Annotated in this window: 15 protein-coding genes; 3 read left to right on the top strand and 12 right to left on the bottom strand. The window is 58.1% G+C overall.

From position 1 onward, the window contains the following. The first annotated feature begins 696 nt into the window (after positions 1-696). The gene (locus ACFFT4_RS23835) at positions 697-1,350 is read left to right on the top strand and encodes a transposase (protein WP_378051404.1); all 654 of its coding nucleotides are present in this window, start codon (positions 697-699) and stop codon (positions 1,348-1,350) included. 60 nt (positions 1,351-1,410) lie between these two features. Here the strand turns inward: ACFFT4_RS23835 and ACFFT4_RS23830 are convergent, their stop codons facing one another. From ACFFT4_RS23830 to citZ, 4 genes are all read right to left on the bottom strand, one after another. Next, positions 1,411-1,845, bottom strand: coding sequence for a hypothetical protein (locus ACFFT4_RS23830; protein ID WP_378051402.1), 435 nt, complete (start codon positions 1,843-1,845; stop codon positions 1,411-1,413). Positions 1,846-2,396: 551 nt separating this feature from the next. Then, a complete protein-coding gene (gene mdh, locus ACFFT4_RS23825) occupies positions 2,397-3,341 on the bottom strand; it encodes a malate dehydrogenase (protein ID WP_378051401.1) in 945 nt (314 codons plus the stop codon). 148 nt (positions 3,342-3,489) lie between these two features. Next, positions 3,490-4,782, bottom strand: a complete 1,293-nt coding sequence (gene icd, locus ACFFT4_RS23820; RefSeq protein ID WP_378051400.1) for an NADP-dependent isocitrate dehydrogenase — start codon at positions 4,780-4,782, stop codon at positions 3,490-3,492. Positions 4,783-4,896: 114 nt separating this feature from the next. After that, positions 4,897-6,012, bottom strand: coding sequence for a citrate synthase (gene citZ / locus ACFFT4_RS23815; RefSeq protein WP_378051398.1), 1,116 nt, complete (start codon positions 6,010-6,012; stop codon positions 4,897-4,899). Positions 6,013-6,348: 336 nt separating this feature from the next. On the opposite strand from citZ, the gene ACFFT4_RS23810 reads away from it, so the two are divergent. Next, complete coding sequence (locus ACFFT4_RS23810) at positions 6,349-7,905, top strand: Ppx/GppA phosphatase family protein (RefSeq protein ID WP_378051397.1); 1,557 nt, start codon at positions 6,349-6,351, stop codon at positions 7,903-7,905. A gap of 5 nt (positions 7,906-7,910) precedes the next feature. Here ACFFT4_RS23810 and ppk1 read toward each other — a convergent pair whose 3' ends face one another. Continuing rightward, positions 7,911-9,995 (bottom strand): polyphosphate kinase 1, encoded by a 2,085-nt coding sequence (gene ppk1 / locus ACFFT4_RS23805; protein ID WP_378051396.1) that lies wholly within the window; start codon positions 9,993-9,995, stop codon positions 7,911-7,913. A gap of 141 nt (positions 9,996-10,136) precedes the next feature. Here ppk1 and ytvI point away from each other — a divergent pair, with 141 nt between their 5' ends. Then, positions 10,137-11,252 carry a sporulation integral membrane protein YtvI gene (ytvI, locus tag ACFFT4_RS23800; RefSeq protein WP_378051394.1) on the top strand — a complete coding sequence of 372 codons (1,116 nt, stop codon included), beginning with the start codon at positions 10,137-10,139 and terminating at the stop codon, positions 11,250-11,252. A gap of 20 nt (positions 11,253-11,272) precedes the next feature. Here the strand turns inward: ytvI and ACFFT4_RS23795 are convergent, their stop codons facing one another. The 7 genes from ACFFT4_RS23795 to ACFFT4_RS23765 form a co-directional block, all read right to left on the bottom strand. Further along, positions 11,273-11,683 carry an FxsA family protein gene (locus ACFFT4_RS23795; protein WP_378051393.1) on the bottom strand — a complete coding sequence of 137 codons (411 nt, stop codon included), beginning with the start codon at positions 11,681-11,683 and terminating at the stop codon, positions 11,273-11,275. Between the two features lie 7 nt (positions 11,684-11,690). Then, entirely contained in the window at positions 11,691-12,161 is a 471-nt protein-coding gene (locus tag ACFFT4_RS23790) for an acyl-CoA thioesterase (protein WP_378051392.1), read from the bottom strand. 190 nt (positions 12,162-12,351) lie between these two features. Then, positions 12,352-14,106, bottom strand: coding sequence for a pyruvate kinase (gene pyk, locus ACFFT4_RS23785; RefSeq protein ID WP_378051391.1), 1,755 nt, complete (start codon positions 14,104-14,106; stop codon positions 12,352-12,354). A 46-nt stretch (positions 14,107-14,152) separates the two neighbouring features. After that, positions 14,153-15,118, bottom strand: coding sequence for an acetyl-CoA carboxylase carboxyltransferase subunit alpha (locus ACFFT4_RS23780; protein ID WP_378051390.1), 966 nt, complete (start codon positions 15,116-15,118; stop codon positions 14,153-14,155). Further along, the gene (gene accD / locus ACFFT4_RS23775; RefSeq protein WP_378051389.1) at positions 15,108-15,974 is read right to left on the bottom strand and encodes an acetyl-CoA carboxylase, carboxyltransferase subunit beta; all 867 of its coding nucleotides are present in this window, start codon (positions 15,972-15,974) and stop codon (positions 15,108-15,110) included. Before accD ends, ACFFT4_RS23780 begins: the two co-directional genes overlap by 11 nt. Positions 15,975-16,079: 105 nt before the next feature. Next, on the bottom strand, positions 16,080-16,268 hold the full coding sequence (locus ACFFT4_RS23770) for a glutamate decarboxylase (protein ID WP_094050319.1): 189 nt from the start codon (positions 16,266-16,268) through the stop codon (positions 16,080-16,082). 206 nt (positions 16,269-16,474) lie between these two features. Beyond that, positions 16,475-17,218 carry an alpha/beta hydrolase gene (locus ACFFT4_RS23765; protein ID WP_378051388.1) on the bottom strand — a complete coding sequence of 248 codons (744 nt, stop codon included), beginning with the start codon at positions 17,216-17,218 and terminating at the stop codon, positions 16,475-16,477. Positions 17,219-17,232: the final 14 nt, after the last annotated feature.

The raw sequence follows: 17,232 nt of genomic DNA, 5'->3' as shown, positions 1-17,232 counted from the left end.
TGCTCTTGCTCTTGGTCTTGCTCTTGGTCTTGCTCTTGGTCTTGCTCTTGGTCTTGCTCTTGGTCTTGCTCTTGGTCTTGCTCTTGGTCTTGCTCTTGGTCTTGGTCCAACTCCTGTCCTGCTACTGTTCCTTCTCCTTATCCAATGCCGGATATTTCCCCCTTCCCGTCCGTCTTAGTATCAATCGAATGGAGCAACAAATTCCGTCCGCCTCCACCTAAATACGTCGAATAAAGTATCACTCCCCATCTTCCACTTACCCAAATTAGCCTGACTAAGAACTTGCCCTATTTAACATTTATCTGGTTAGCTTGAGTAAAGCTCCTCGTCCCTATTTGTCATTTACCCGGATTAGTCCGACAAGCCCTCATCTTATTTGTCGTTTACCCGAATTAGGCCTCAGCAAGCAATTCATCGCGATCTGCCAATCCCAGATTAGTTGGATTAGTAACTCGCCTTATTTGTCATGCCCAGATTAGCCTGATTAAGGAACTCGTCCCGGTCCCAGCCCCCCATCTGTCATTCACTCAGGGAAGCCGAATTTGAGATACAATGACGTTCGTGGAGAATAGGAAAATTCAGGGAATTATCCGAAATTTCACGAAAATTATGGAATATGAGTTGAAATAGGAATGTATGTTTGGTATGATGAAAATAAGGGAACAAACGTTCGAGTCGTAGGGAGGGGATGATCCGATGGCGTCCATTCGCAAGTTTATGGCACTCTTTCCGGACGAGCAGGCCTGCAGGGACTATTTGTTTGCTGCACGTTGGCCTCGCGGTTTTATTTGCACCAAGTGCGGCGAGATGCGGTACTGCTTGATCAAAACGCGGAACGTCTACGAATGCGCCAACTGCAAGACGCAAACCTCCATTACCTCCAACACCCTTATGCACCGGACCAAGCTGCCTTTGCGCTATTGGATGGTTGCCCTCTACTGGGTCGCCTCCGGGTTTCCCTGCTCTGCGCGCAAGCTGGCCCGGACGCTGCGCATTCAGCAGCGAACCGCCGACAGGCTGCTTCGCAAGATCCGGCTCGCCATGCACAAGTCGGAACGCATCCCCATGCTCGATTTCTGGAGGCGAGAGAAGCGCTCGGAGCAGCTGCCGATCGTGCGGAGGGCCATGCTGCTGATGTACCGGAAGGCCCGCGCCTTCATTCGGAAGTATTACGGAAAACGCGTCTCCAAGTGGAACCGGCTGTACTACTATTACGAATATCGTTTTCGAAGCAGCAACGGCTACAATCCGATCGCCTCGCTCAGCAAGCTGATTCTGAGCGCCTGCACGACGATCTACACGCTTAACGAATACGGGATGCTCCGCGAGCGAAAGAGTCCGGCAGCGTAAACAAAAAACCCCATCCGATGTTCGGAAGGGGATTACGCGATGGCGTTGCCGCCGATCGTCTTAAACTTTGTACGACGGTACTACCATCAACCAAATGATGACCAAAAACAAGATAAAAAGAATCGTGCTCAGCGTTTGGACTTTCGAAATCGACGAGCTCGCGCTTTCGCCTTTGACAGATGCGTCCGCGATCAGCTTAAGCGGCCCTTGCACGATGCCGGACAAGGCTCCGATGGCGATGAAGAGAACTCCCACCGTTACCATCCAAGGCACAGTATAAGAAGAGTTCAAGCCGGTCAATAGGTAACCTCCGGTTACGAGCTGCAGCACTAACGAATATTGCCCTACTCTGCCGGCAGAAATAAGTCCGCGGGCCATTCCTTCCTGAGCCGCTCCGGACAACTGCTTAAACTTCCCGACTATGAACGGCAGGATCGCATACACGCCCATCCCTACCGCGCCGACTACGTGTAAAAACAACATCACATTTGCCATTCGTCGCACCCTCCAATAGTTAACAACCAAACTAAGACATCCTAAGTATACACAAAAATACGGACGAGCAAAACCTTGTCGTCCACTTGGACGCGGAGCCTTGCCCGAATGAAGCATCTAAGCTATCCAGAAAGACATAGATTTCTCCGAATACAAGTATCTCCTAAGTGGATTATATCCAAGACAAGCACCTGAGCTAAGCGGGCATGCGGGCGTTATCCTGGACATACGTCTAAGCGATGAGAAAATCGGGCGGCCCTCTGCGGCCGGTCTTTGGTCGGTCTTTGGTCGGTCTTTGGTCAGTCTTTGGTCGGTCTTTGGTCGGTCTTTGGTCGGTCTTTGGTCGGTCTTTGGTCGGTCTTTGGTCGGTCTTTGGTCGGTCTTTGGTCGGTCTTTGGTCGGTCTTTCTCCGGTCTTTCTCCGGTCTTTGGTCGGTCTTTAATCGCTCTGAGCGCGACCCGCAAAAAAAACGCCGAAATCCGGCCGCGAAGGCAGGCTTTCGGCGATTCCGACTGGCGTTCCCACTACGCGTTCCCGTTACACGTTTCCTGTTACGCGTTCTCGACGATCTTGATGACGTTGCGCACGGATTCCGCAGACTTCTCGAGCGCGGCCTTCTCTTCGGACGTCAGATCGAGCTCGATCACCTTCTCGATGCCGTCTCCCCCCAATACGGCCAACACGCCCATGAACAGGTTTTCGAAGCCGTATTCGCCTTCAAGCAGGGCGATGACCGGGAGGATGCGTTTCTTGTCCTTCAAGATCGCTTCCGTCATTTGCACGAGGGACGCCGCCGGGGCGTAATAGGCGCTGCCGTTGCCAAGCAGATTAACGATTTCGCCTCCGCCGACGCGGGTGCGGGCCACGATGGCGTCGATCTGCTCCTTGGAAAGAAGCTTCTCCACCGGAATGCCGCCGATTGTCGTATAACGAACGAGCGGGACCATGTCGTCGCCATGGCCGCCGAGCACGATGCCGCGCACGTCTTCGACGGATACGTTCAGCGCTTGAGCGAGAAACGTATTGTATCGGGCGGTGTCGAGTACGCCGGATTGGCCGATTACGCGGTTTTTCGGGAAGCCGAGCGCCTTGTTGGCCACATAGGTCATGGCGTCGACCGGGTTGGACAAGAGGATGACATAAGCGTTCGGGCTCGTCGCTTTGACGTTCTCGCATACCGATCTCACGATGCCCGCGTTCGTATTTACAAGGTCGTCGCGGCTCATGCCAGGTTTGCGGGCAATGCCGGCCGTGATGATGACGACGTCGGAATTCGCGGAATCGGCATAATCGGCCGTACCGATAATGTTGGCGTCCACGCCTTGGACCGGCGTCGACTCCAGCATATCAAGCGCCTTGCCCTTCGTCGGATTCTCAAGCTGCGGAATGTCCAGCAGCACGACGTCTCCCAACTCCTTCTGAGCCAGCATCAGCGCCGTTGTCGCTCCGGTAAACCCCGCCCCTACGACCGTAACCTTCGCCCGTTTAATTGCCACTTATTTGTCCTCCTTGTCATTAGCCCGGCCTTCAGGACCAGGCGGCTAAGAGAATGGATATTGCTCTGCCCGGATACATACATGACCCCATTATGCGGGGAGAACCGCCGCCTGTGGGGGCGACGGTTCGTGTGATGAACTCTTATATTTAGAAGTTTTTGATGATCTCGTCGGCGAATTCGGAGCATTTTACTTCCGTAGCGCCTTCCATCAGACGGGCGAAGTCGTAGGTTACGACTTTGTTGCCGATCGATTTCTCAAGGCCTTTGTAGATCAGGTCGGCCGCTTCCAGCCAGCCCAGATGCTCGAGCATCATAACGCCGGACAGAATAACGGAGCCCGGGTTGACGACGTCTTTGTCCGCATATTTAGGAGCCGTGCCGTGCGTCGCTTCGAAGATCGCGTGACCGGTCACGTAGTTGATGTTCGCTCCCGGAGCGATGCCGATGCCGCCGACTTGAGCAGCCAGCGCGTCGGACAGGTAGTCGCCGTTCAGGTTCAGCGTCGCGATGACGTCGAAATCGGTCGGACGAGTCAGAACCTGCTGCAGCGCGATGTCGGCGATGGCGTCCTTGATCAGGATTTTGCCTTCGTCCAGAGCCGCCTTCTGAGCCGCGTTAGCCGCCGCTTCGCCTTGCTCGGCTTTGATGACATCGTATTGTCCCCAAGTGAACACTTTGTCGCCGAATTCTTGCTCGGCCACTTCGTAGCCCCAGTTTTTGAACGCGCCCTCGGTGAACTTCATGATGTTGCCTTTGTGTACGAGGGTCACGGATTTGCGTCCGTGTTTGATCGCGTATTCGATCGCGGCGCGAACGAGACGCTTGGAGCCGTCGGCCGATACCGGCTTGATGCCGATGCCCGAAGTTTCCGGGAAGCGGATCTTTTTGACGCCCATTTCCTTTTGCAGGAACTCCAGCACTTTCTTGACTTCTTCCGTACCGGATTGATACTCGATGCCGGCATAGATATCTTCTGTATTTTCGCGGAAAATAACCATGTCTACGAGCTCCGGACGTTTAACCGGGGAAGGAACGCCTTGGAAGTAGCGAACCGGACGCAAGCAAACGTACAGGTCCAGCTCCTGGCGAAGCGCGACGTTCAGGGAGCGGATGCCGCCGCCGATCGGCGTGGTCAGAGGACCTTTGATCGCGATGATCATCTCGCGGATCGCTTCGAGCGTATCGTTAGGCAGCCATTCGCCGTAAGTATTAAAAGCTTTTTCGCCTGCGAAAACTTCGTACCAAGCGATCTGCTTCTCGCCTTTGTAGGCTTTCTCTACCGCCGCGTCGAGCACGCGCTTGGAAGCCTTCCAGATGTCGCGGCCCGTGCCGTCGCCCTCGATGAAAGGGATGATCGGGTTGTTGGGCACGTTTAGTACGCCGTTCGTTACTGTGATTTTCTCGCCGGAAGTCGGCGCTGCGAATTTTTCGAGTTTCATAATTTCCAATTCTCCTCCTGGGTATGATCGATTGGTAATGTCGTAAAGAATCGACGGCCCACCTCCGTTGGAAAGGCGATGAAGGCAGCCCGCCGGCAATCTCCTATGCCGCTTTTAGCCTCGCTGGGAGATCGGCACATAGTGCTGGTCTACGGGACCGACGTATTCCGCGCGCGGGCGGATCAGACGGTTGTCTTCGTATTGCTCCAAAATGTGGGCCGTCCACCCGGATACGCGGCTGATCGCGAAGATCGGCGTGAACAGATCGCGCGGAATGCCCAGCATCGTGTAGCAGGAAGCCGAGTAGAAATCCACGTTCGGCTTAAGGCCCTTCTGGCCGGTGACAAGCTCTTCGATCTTGATGGACATGTCATACAAAGTCATGTCGCCTTTGAGCTCGCCGAGCTGACGGGACATCTGCATCAAGTGCTTGGCGCGAGGATCGCCGTTCTTGTAGACGCGGTGACCGAAGCCCATGATCTTGACCTTGTTATCCAGCTTGGACTGAATGTAGGATTCCACGTTCGCCAACGAACCGATCTCGTCCAGCATGACCATAACCGCTTCGTTCGCCCCTCCGTGAAGAGGGCCTTTGAGAGTGCCGATTGCCGACGTTACGCCGGAATAAATGTCCGACAGCGTTGCGACCGTTACGCGGGAAGCGAAGGTCGAAGCGTTCAGCTCGTGATCGGCGTGCAGCACGAGCGCTTTGTCCATCGCCTCGATAGCGACTTGCGCCGGCTCTTCTCCCGTCAGCATGTAGAGGAAGTTGTGGGCGATGCCGACGCCCTTCTTAGGCGCGATCGGCTCCTTGCCTTCGCGAAGGCGCGCGAAGGCGGCGACGATCGTCGGAAGCTGCGCTTGCAGCTTAACCGCTTTGCGGTAATTCGCTTCCTGGCTCATGTCGTTCGCTTCGCTATCGTAAAGCGCCAGGCTGGATACGGCCGTACGAAGAGCGGCCATCGAGTTGGCGTCCCGCGGGTACAGGCGCAAGCCTTCGATCACCTCGGGCGATACGGCAGCGTATTCGCCGAGCTGAGCGTTCAACCCGTCAAGCTCGGACGAATTGGGAAGCTTGCCGTGCCACAGCAAATAAACGACTTCCTCGAACGAAGCCTTTTCCGCCAATTCGTCGATGTTAATGCCTTGGTAGGTCAGGACGCCGTCAATGATGGAACTAATGGAGGACTTCGCCGCGACGATTCCTTCAAGGCCCTTGGTTGCTGTCATATTTTCTCTCTCCTTTGACCGGAAAATTCATGTCCGTCGGCTTGTCTTTCCCTGCCGTCGGGGAATGCATGAGTATGTCTGCGCGCAAGCCGGAAGCGCTCTCGGTTCGATAATGTACGCATACTGCAGCAACTTAACATTTGTAAGCTTTTTTAATGATAATCGATTTCACAGGCGAATGGAACCGATGGGGGTATAAAAATGCTTTATCGGCCCTATCACGAATCGTTCTTGCGTAATATTCCTTATCATCATGCGCTTAAAGTCCCTAATTATTCCACGGGACGATTTGTGATACAATGTAACGAAGGTTTAAATAGCTGGAGGACTCTCACCATGCATACAACTGCGAACCGGGTAACCGGAATTATCGATATCGGCTCGAATACCGTCCGTCTGTCCGTCTATCAGTTGACCGGCAACGGCGCTTACAGAGTCGTCGATCAAGGCCGCTGGCCCGCCAGGCTGAGCCAGCGCATGAGCGCCGACGGCAAGCTGCCCGACGAAGCGGTGGAAGAGCTCGCCGAAGTGCTGCGCCACTATGTCCGCATCTGCGCCAAGCACGGCGCCGAGCGCGTGCGGGCAGTCGCCACGGCGGCGATCCGGCAGGCCGCCAACCGGGATAAGGTCGCGGAACGGCTCCGCCTGGCCGCGGGCGTCGACATCGAAATCTTGTCCGGTGAAGAGGAAGCCCGCCTCGGAAGCGCGGCGATGCTCAACAGCCTGCGCTTCGGCGACGGCTTCGTCGTGGACATCGGCGGCGGCAGCACCGAGATTACGCTGGTCCGGCAGCGGAAGGTCGTCTCCGCCGTCTCGTTCCCGATCGGCTGCGTTAACGTCTCGGCCCGATACGGGCTGGGAGAAGCCGTCGTGGAGCAGGCGACGCTGAACGACATCGTCGCGGAAGCCAAACGCCTGATGCAGGGAACGGACTGGATCGCGGGACATCCCGGTCTGCCTCTGATCGGACTGGGCGGTACCGTGCGCGCGGCGGCCAAGCTGCACCAGCGGGAGACCGGTTATCCGTTCCCCCATTTGCACGGTTATGAACTGTCCGTGGCCGACGTGGCCGGCACGCTGCAGGATCTGGCCGCTCTCGCCGTCTCCCAGCGCCGCAAGCGTCCCGGCTTGTCCAAGGACCGCAGCGACGTCATCGTGCCGGGCCTGGCGATTCTGCGCGGCGTGATGGAGCTCACCCGGGCGTCGTCCCTGGTCGTATGCGGCACCGGCTTGCGAGACGGACTGTTTTACGAAACGTGCCATCCTTATTCGCCGCTCTCCTCCGACGACGACGTGCTGGAGGAAAGCATACGCAATCTGGTCGCGCTCTATCCCGCGGCCCCCGGCGGGCATCTGCAGCAGGTGCGCAAATTGGCCGTGGCGCTGTTCGACCCGTTAAACGCCGTATCCCCGCTGCCGGAAGGAAGCCGCAGGCTGCTGGATACCGCCGCCAGACTGTTCCGGATCGGCGCGACGATCGACTATAACGATTGCGCGGACCATACGTTCTACATGCTGCTGCACACGCATTGGAACGGCTTGTCCCACAGGGAAAAGATTTTGGCCGCGGCCGTCGCCTCTTACCGGAGCCCGAGCTCGTTAAAGCGCAAGCTGTCGGCCTATCAGTCGATGCTCGAGGACGGAGACGCCGAGACGATCGCCAAGCTGGGAGCGCTGCTCCTGCTCGCCTCGGCGCTGGACCGCAGCGAGTCGCAAGCCATCTCCGCGCTTCATATCGCGATCGAAGACAAAAAGCTGAAGCTGCTCGCCGAATCCGGCCACCCGCTGCCCGTCGAGCGGATGGAGGTCGGCAACATGGCCAAGGAATTCAAAAAAATATGGGGAATGACTCCCGATCTGCAAGTGATCCGAACGGACGGCGCGCCCCTTTAAGCCGTTTACGAGTCGAACGCCGCCGCAATCGATTTCCAGAGCGGAATATCCGCCGCCTCGAATTGGCTGCGAAGCGGCGTTTGATCGTTCGTTACCCGCGCATACGAGCCTGTCGACAGAAGCTCCCTCGCTTTGACGTTATCCGCCAGATTCATCTGCAGCACGTTCATCAGCATCAGGCGGAGCCCCTTGTCGTATACCGGACACATCAGCTCCACCCTGCGGTTCAGGTTGCGGGTCATCCAGTCCGCGCTCGTGATGTACACTTCTTCGTTGCCCCCGGCCGCGACCGCGAGTATTCTCGCATGCTCGAGATAACGGTCGACGATGCTGACGACCCGGATGTTGTCGCTCAGCCCCGGAACGCCGGGACGAAGGCAGCACACTCCTCTGACAATCAATTCGATGTTTACTCCCGCCTGGGAAGCCTCGTACAGCTTGTCGATCATCGATTGATTGGACAGGGAATTCATCTTCGCCACGATCCGCGCGGACAGGCCGGCTTGGGCATTGGCGATCTCCCGGTCGATCAGGTCGAACAGCTTCGGCTTCAGCCCGATTGGCGCAACGGCGAGAGCCGACCAGAGATGCGGCGCCGAATAACCCGTCATCTCGTTGAACAGCGCGGTCGCATCTGCCCCGATATCGGGATGGCTGGTGAACAGCCCCGCGTCGGTATAGAAACGGGCCGTGCTCTCATTGTAGTTCCCCGTCCCTACATGAACGTATCTGCGCAGCGTATCGGCTTCCTTGCGCACGACAAGCGTGATTTTCGCATGCGTTTTTAAACCGACCAGGCCGTATACGACGTGGCAGCCCGACTTCTCGAGCTGGCGCGCCCAAGCGATGTTGCGCGCCTCGTCGAACCTCGCTTTGATCTCCACGACAACCGTGACCTGCTTGCCGGATTCGGCGGCCTGGGACAACGCCTGGATAAGCACGGAGTTGACGTTGACGCGGTACAGCGTCATCTTGATCGCCATGACGTTCGGATCGGCGGCCGCCTGCAGCACGAAGTCGTTAACGATCTCGAATGATTCGTAAGGATGATAGACGAGCACGTCCCTTTCGCGCAGCACCGACAAAATGTCGTCCGTATCGTCAAATTCCTCCGGATAGACCGGATCGTATTTCGGATAGCGAAGATGGTCGTAATTCGGCAGCGCCGCGGCGAATTTCGACAGGAAGCCCAGGTCGAGCGGGCCGTCGATCTCGTCGATAAACTCCTCCGCAAGCTCCAACTCGTCCTTCAGCAAATCCAGCGCGTCGGAATGAATGCCCTTCTCCGCTTCAAGCCTTACGGGCAGCCCTCTCTGCCGCCGGCGAAGCTCCTTCTCGATCTCCTGCAGCAAGTCGTCCGCGCCTTCCTCGTTCGGCGTCAGGTCGGAGTTGCGCGTCACGCGGAACGCATGCACCGCTTCCGCCTTGTATCCGCTGAACAGCAGGCCGATATGCTCCTTGATCAAATCCTCCAGAAGCAGATAAACGAGCCTGCGGCTGTTCCTCCGACCCGGAACGACGACCGTACGGGCCAGAATCGAAGGGACTTGTACGATCGCGCAAAACGTCTCGTCCGAATCGCCGGATTCCTCCGGCCCCCGCTTCAGCACGACGGCCAGGTAAAGCTCCTTGCTGTGAACGAGCGGGAACGGACGGCTCTGGTCGACCGCCATTGGCGTAAGCACCGGATAGACGATCCGCTGAAAATATTCGGTCAGCGCCTGCTTCTGCTCCTCGTGCAGCTCTCTGTATTCCGTCAGCGATACGCCTTCCTTCGCCAGCAGCTTCAGCAGTTCCCTGTAGGTCCGGTACTGCTCCCGAACCATCCGCACGCTCCGCTTCATCAACCGTTTGATCAGCCCCTGGGGCGTGTATCCCGTAAAATCCGTTTTTTCATAGCCGGCTTTGCTCTGCGCTTGTAATCCCGCGACCCTTACGCTCATAAACTCATCTAGGTTGCTCTGCACGATAGACAGAAACTGCAGCCGCTCCAGAAGAGGCGTGCTCGAATCCTCGGCTTCTTCGAGCACCCTTCTGTTGAATTCCAGCCAGCTCAAATCCCGGTTAATATACTTCTTGGCGCCAGACATCTGCATCCCCCTGTTCAAAATGCCAGCGACCAACTCGCGCCGACTTGTCTCCTTCATTATGTTGGTCGAATGTAAACTCTACATCAACGACGCGTTAACGGAATGTGAAATGAACTCCGCTTCGGAAAAGAGGGGATCGACTTGAACCGAAAAATCGGCGGTCAGCTGTCGCGCCTGCTCCTGGCAGCGGGGATGCTGACGGCGGCCCTGCTGGCGCTATGGTGGTCGCTCCCCCTGCTGTACCCGTTCCTGCTGGGCTGGCTGCTCGCCTACGCTCTAAACCCCGTCGTCGGCTTCCTGAACGCCCGAGCGCGCCTTCCCCGCTGGCTTGCGGTAGGCGTATCGCTGCTTATGTTTACTTCGGCCATGCTCGCGATCGTCTCCGTGCTCGTCATGCGTCTGGTCGACGAGATCGTCGCCTTGTCCCGTTCGCTGCAAAATGTCGTCGGCTGGATAGAAAAGTGGTTTAACGAGCTGCTGGCCAAGCCCGAAATCCAGGAGATTATGACCCGGATCAACGACTTCTACCTGCACAATCCCGGCTATAAGGATACGATCAACAGCAGCATCTCCAACACCGCGCAAGCGATTACGAGTACCGGCACCGGTCTGATCAGCCTCTTTTTCGGCGGGATCGTCCGCATTCTATACTCCCTGCCTCTCGTCATGACGATCGCCATCGTCGTGCTGCTCGCCTCCTTTTTCATCGGAAAGGACTGGAACCGCTACAGCCAACGCGTCGCGCTGTGGTTTCCCCCGGCCCTTGTCCGGAAAGTCGGAGCGGTATGGCAGGATCTTCGGCAAGCTCTGTTCGGCTACGTGCGGGCGCAGCTCATTATGATCTCCATTACGACCGTGGTCGTCATTATCGGACTATGGCTGATCGGGGTCAAAAATGCGCTGTCGATCGGCCTGCTGATCGGATTCGTGGACTTGCTCCCCTATCTGGGCGTAGGCGCCGCCATGATTCCCTGGCTCGCCTACGCTTATCTGACAGGGGACTGGTCGCTCGGCACCGGCCTGTCGGTGCTGTACGGCATCGTCCTCGTCGCCCGCCAATTTATCGAGCCCAAGGTGCTCGCCTCCAGCGTCGGACTGGACCCGCTGCCTACGCTGATCGCCATGTTTGCGGGCTTGAAGCTGCTCGGAATCGTCGGCCTGATCGTCGGTCCGATCGTTGTCGTCGTTCTGACCGCCTGCCACAGAGCGAACGTATTCCGGGACATCGGCCGCTATGTCAAATACGGCAGCCGCTGAATGGCCGGCCGGTCTTCCCGCTAGCGGTTCGGCCCCCGGTAGATGGTGAAGCGGCCGCCGCGCACGAGGCGCTCCAGCCAGCGGTACAGAAACAGCCGATACAGCGGACGGGTTAGCGGAAGCAGCAGCGTTAATCCGATCAGATCGGAGACGAACCCCGGTACGATAAGCAGAATGCCGCCCGCCAATACGCACAGCCCCTCCAGCAGAGTATGCCCCGGCGGCTGGCCGCTCTGCATCTGCTGCTGCGCCTGACGCCATACTCTGCGGCCCTCCGTCTGGATCAGATAAGCGCCGAGCAGGCTTGTCGCCAGCAGCAGCCCGAACGTCCAAAAGCCGCCAATCCAGCTGCCCACCATATAGATGCCCCAGATTTCGATCAGAATCGCCAGAACGATAATCGCCAGCACTTTTCTTTGCAAGGCCGTCACCCTTTCCTTATCCGTCTAGTCCCGCCAGTATCGTCATTTTATCATACCAGTCGGGGGCTTCCCGAGCGAACCGAACCGGCTTCCACTCTTTGTTTACCCACACGTGGCGCGTACGGCCCTTAACGAGCGGAACGCCCGGCGGCTCGTCACCCTCATATTGTTCTCCCAAACTTGCCGTCAAGTCGCCCGCGAGCACTCGCGATTCGAATCCGACGCGAAGGCTGGTCATCTCCGACACCCGCGTGCCTACGGTGATCCATTCGTCGTAATGCGCAGCCTGCTTAAACGAAGCCTCCAGCTCGGTCACGGGCAGCAGCAGGCCGCGTTCCTCCATTTCCCGGTAGGAAATGCCGGCCCTTCGCACCCACTCCGTCCTGCCGATCTCGAACCAATTCAAATAGTTGACGTGGTAGACGACCCCCATCTGGTCGGTCTCCTGGTACCTTACTCTCAGCGGATGCAAAAACCATTTGCCCATCGTTGCTGCTCCTTCCCCGGGCTCCGTATATATTCGAGTACGCGAATTTGCGCTTGTTGGTTTCAGCCACGTTATCCCGAACGCTCAGAGCCCTGTACGTTGGCGGCGCCTCCGCCGAATGGGGCGATATGCAAAAATCCCCTGCGGCTTAGCCGCAGGGAACTTTCCATGCCCGTTTCGTTTCCGTTCCTTACATCACTTTCGCTTGGCCCGAGTAGATCACGCCGTGCTCGGCGTACAACGTCACTTCCATGCCGTCCTGCAGCAGCTTGGTCGCGTTGTCCACGCCGACGATGACCGGGATGCCCAGGTTCAGGCCGACGACAGCCGCGTGGCACGTAATGCCGCCGCATTCCGTAATGACCGCGGCCGCTTTCTCGATAGCCGGCATATACTCCTTGTCCGTCGACGGGGTAACGAGAATCGCGCCGGACGTCATTTTGCGGTTCGCTTCTTCCGGCGAATTGGCGATCACGATTTTGCCCGTCGTGCTCTGGGAGCCGATGCCTTGACCTTGGGCGATCAGTTCTCCGACGTTGTGGATCTTGATCAGGTTCGTCGTTCCGGAACGGCCTACAGGCACGCCCGCCGTAATGACGATCGTATCGCCGAGACGGACGATGCCGCTGTCCAGCGCGCCCTGCACGGCGATCTCGAACATCTCGTCCGTCGTGGACGCGGACACGCCCTTAACCGGAGTGACGCCCCAGACGAGCTGCAGGCGGCGAAGCACCTGCTCGACCGGCGTTACGGCGATGATCGGGGATTTCGGCTTGTATTTGGACACCATGCGCGCCGTATAGCCGCTCTCCGTCGAGGTGACGATCGCTTTCGCCTCGAGATCAAGCGCGGAATTGGCTACCGCCTGGCTGATGGCTTCGGTTACGGACGTCTGCTGGGCGTTCGCCTGCTTCGTGAACATTTCGCGATAGTGCAGCGCGCTCTCCGCGCTCTCCGCGATACGCGCCATCGTCTCTACGGATTCGACCGGATATTTGCCGGCCGCGGTCTCGCCGGACAGCATGATCGCGTCAGTGCCGTCGAAGATCGCGTTCGCGACGTCGGAAGCTTCCGCGCGGGTCGGACGGGGGTTGCGCTGCATGGAATCGAGCATTTGCGTGGCGGTAATGACCGGCTTGCCGGCCCGGTTGCACTTCTCGATCATCCGCTTCTGCACGAGCGGAACTTCCTCGGCCGGGATCTCTACGCCGAGATCGCCGCGGGCGACCATCAGACCGTCCGACACCTCCAAAATTTCGTCGAGGTTGTCGACGCCCTGCTGGTTCTCGATTTTGGAGATGATGTGGATGTGACGCGCGTCGTGGCGCTCCAGCAGCTCGCGGATTTCGAGCACGTCGCTGGCGCGGCGAACGAAGGAGGCTGCGATGAAATCGACGCCGACTTCGATGCCGAACTTGATGTCGCTGATGTCCTTCTCCGTCAGGCCGGGCATGGAGATGGCCACGCCGGGCACGTTAACGCCTTTTTTGCTCTTGATCTGGCCGCTGTTGACGATCTGACACTTGATCTCCGTGCCTTGAATGTCGAGCACCGTCAGGCCGATCAGGCCGTCGTCGATCAGAATCGTCGCGCCGACGCTGACGTCGGTCGGCAGATCCTTGTACGTAACCGGAACGCGGGTAATGTCGCCGAGAATTTCTTCCGTCGTCAAGGTGATATACTCGCCTTGAACGAGCTCGATCGGCTCTTCCTTCAGCTTGCCGAGACGGATTTCCGGTCCTTTCGTATCCAGCAGGATGGCGACGGTTTTGTTCAGCTCTTGAGAAGCTTGGCGAATGGCCTTGATCCGGTTGCCGTGCTCCTCGTAGTCCCCGTGCGAGAAATTCAGACGGGCGACGTTCATGCCGGCGGTGATGAGCTTCTTCGTGTTTTCCAGCGATTCGCTGGAAGGTCCGATCGTACAAACGATTTTTGTTTTACGCATGATTTCTTTTTCCTCCGTTATCTATCCAAGTCGCATATATGGAGAGCTATTCCAGCTCTGCGGTGCCGAAGCGTCCGACCTTGCGGAACTTCTGGTACCGATCTTCCCTCAATTCGTCCGGCGTCAGCTTGCCGAGCTCCTGCAAGTTGCGCCACAGCGCCTCCTTGATCGACTCGGCCTGCACGGCCTTGTCCCGGTGGGCTCCGCCATGCGGCTCCGGGATGATCTCTTCGATGACGCCGAACTCCAGCAAATCCTTCGCCGTAATTTTCATCGCTTCCGCGGCCTGATCGGCTTTGGAGGCGTCCTTCCACAAAATCGACGCGGCTCCGTTCGGCGAGATGACCGAATAGATCGCGTTCTCCAGCATCAGCACGCGGTTGCCGACGCCCAGCGCGAGCGCCCCGCCGCTTCCGCCCTCGCCGATGACGACGCAGACGATCGGCACGCCAAAAATCGCCATCTCGCTAAGGTTGCGGGCGATCGCTTCCGATTGGTTGCGCTCCTCCGCGGTGTCGCCGGGATACGCCCCCTTCGTGTCGATAAACGTAATGATCGGGCGTCCAAACTTGTTCGCCTGCTGCATGAACCGAAGCGCCTTGCGAAAGCCCTCGGGGTGGGGGCTGCCGAAAAACCGCTGGATATTGTCCTTCGTATCCTTGCCCCGCTGGTGTCCGACGACCGTCACCGGCATGCCGTTCAGCTTCGCCAAGCCTCCGACGATCGCCAGATCGTCGGCGAATACCCTGTCCCCGTGCAGCTCCATAAAATCGGTAAAAATCAACGGAATGTAGTCAAGAGTCGTCGGACGTTGATGATGGCGAGCCATATGCATGATCTGGGCGGCGCTCATGCCGCCGTAAACTTCCGCTTCAAGCTGCTTGTAACGCTCCTCGAGCCGCGCGATCTCGTCCGAGAAATCGATCTGCTTCTCGGCGCCGAAATGCTTGAGCTCGTCTATTTTCTTGCGCAGTTCGGCGAGCGGCCTCTCAAAGGGCAATTCACTCGACATCGGCCGGCTCTCCTTTCCAGGCATGCATATCAAGAAGTTTGGTCAGTATGGCTTTCATTTCCTTGCGGGGAACGACCTTGTCCAGCTGGCCGTGCTTCAGATTAAACTCGGCCGTCTGGAAGTTGTCCGGCAGCTTCTGGCGAATCGTCTGTTCGATGACGATCCGTCCGGCAAAGCCGACGATCGCTCCCGGCTCGGCCAAGATGTAGTCGCCGAGGCTCGCGAAGCTGGCGGATACGCCGCCCAGCGTCGGATCGGTGAACACGGAGATGAACAAGCCGCCCTGCTCCTGGAACTTGGCGAGCGCGGCGCTTGTCTTGGCCATCTGCATCAGGCTGAGAATGCTCTCCTGCATCCGGGCTCCGCCCGAAGTGGAGAAGAAAATCAGAGGAAGCTTCTTCTCGGTCGCTCTCTCGATGGCGCGCGTCACTTTCTCGCCGACGACGGAGCCCATGCTGCCGCTGAAAAAGTCGAAGCTCATGACGCCGATAAGAACCGGGAAGCCGCCGATTTCGCCTTCTCCGGTGACAATGGCGTCCTTCAGGCCGGAATTCGCCTTCTGCTGCTCCAGCTTGGCGGCGTAACCCGGGAAATCAAGCGGGTCCTCGGAGACCAGATTCTCGTCAATCTCAAAAAGACGCCCCTCATCGAGCGTCATCGCGATGCGCTCCCAGGCGTTTAACCGATAGTGATGCCCGCAGCCGGAGCACACCTTCAAATTCTTCTCCAGCTCTTTGCTAAGCTGAATTTGACCGCATTTCGGGCAGCGGTTCATCAGCCCTTCGGGAATGTCCCTCTTCGTGCGTTCCGACGGAACGACGGCGTATTTTTTCTTCTGGAATAGATCCTTGAACACAGCGACACCTCACAAGCGATATATGGCGACCTTCAAGCTAGGGGCCCGCGTTCAAAGGCCCGGTTCCCGGACCGATCGAACAACCTCCATGGGTATCGTACTGAATTACAGATGCAGAATGCTGCCTAACACCTCTTGCACTTCCCGCACCTCGCCGGATGGAACCAATATTTCATATTGCGGTTTCGTAAGGTTTATGGGGCGTACTTGTACGAGAAACCCTTCATCGGTAAGTCGCTTCTGAATTCTGTCGGCGATCTTAGCGGTCGGTGCGATGTAGATGACCGTCCACATGATGCGGTACCCCCAATTTCTTGATTCATTCGCTGAAATGCGAGACAGGCAATATGGAAATCATAGCACAGATTCCGCAAGACTAGCAACCGAGAAGCCGCGGTTGCGGGGCGGCCGCGCGGCTCGCGCGCGAAAAAACCGCCCCGGACGGCCCGCCCGACGCGGCCCCGGTTCCCGCCGGGACCGTCCGAAAAACCGTCAGCCGCTTATTCGTCCCGCAGCGGCAGCCACGCAAGCACGCTTTGGATTTTGTCGTCCCAGTAGCCCCAATCGTGGGTCCCCGGCTCCTCCTCGTACGTGAGCGGCAGTCCGAGCTTGCGGCAATGCTCGCGGAAGCGGACGTTGTCCTCGTACAGGAAATCCTCGGTCCCGCAGCATTGGTAAAGAAGCGGCGCGCCCGGCCGTCCCGCGACCCGCTCCGCCAAGGCGAACAGGTCGAGCGAGGAGCCCGGCACGGAAGCCGGATCTTCGACGATGTCGAAAAGGTCTTCGCTGAAGCGGTCCGCGAAAAGGCGGTTCAGATCCACGGCCCCGGACAGGCTGGCCACGGCCGCGTAGCGGTCCGGGTGGGAAAGACCGAGCTTAAACGCGCCGTAGCCGCCCATCGACAGCCCGGCCGCGAAATTGTCCTCCCTGCGCTCCGACAACGGGAAGAACGAACGGGCCAGGCGTGGAAGCTCCTCGCTGACGAACGTCCAATAGTTGGCCCCGCGCGCCATGTCCGCGTAGAAGCTGCGATTGACGGCCGGCATGACGACGGCGATCCCGTACGCGTCCGCGTAACGCTCGATCGACGTCCTCCGGCACCAAATGGTGTGATCATCGGACAAGCCGTGCAGCAAATAAAGCGTCTTAAGCGGCCTGCGCCGCTCGCCTTGCGGCAAAATCACGTTCATGGAAGCGGAAATTCCCAAGGCTTCCGAATTAAAACTGCATTGAAGCAGCGCCATCTGATGATTCTCCC

The organism is Cohnella cellulosilytica (genome assembly GCF_042431195.1).
Classification (GTDB): Bacteria; Bacillota; Bacilli; order Paenibacillales; family Paenibacillaceae; genus Cohnella; species Cohnella cellulosilytica.
Note: the sequence above shows the minus strand (reverse complement) of the source record. Positions and strands in the feature narration are given on the sequence as shown.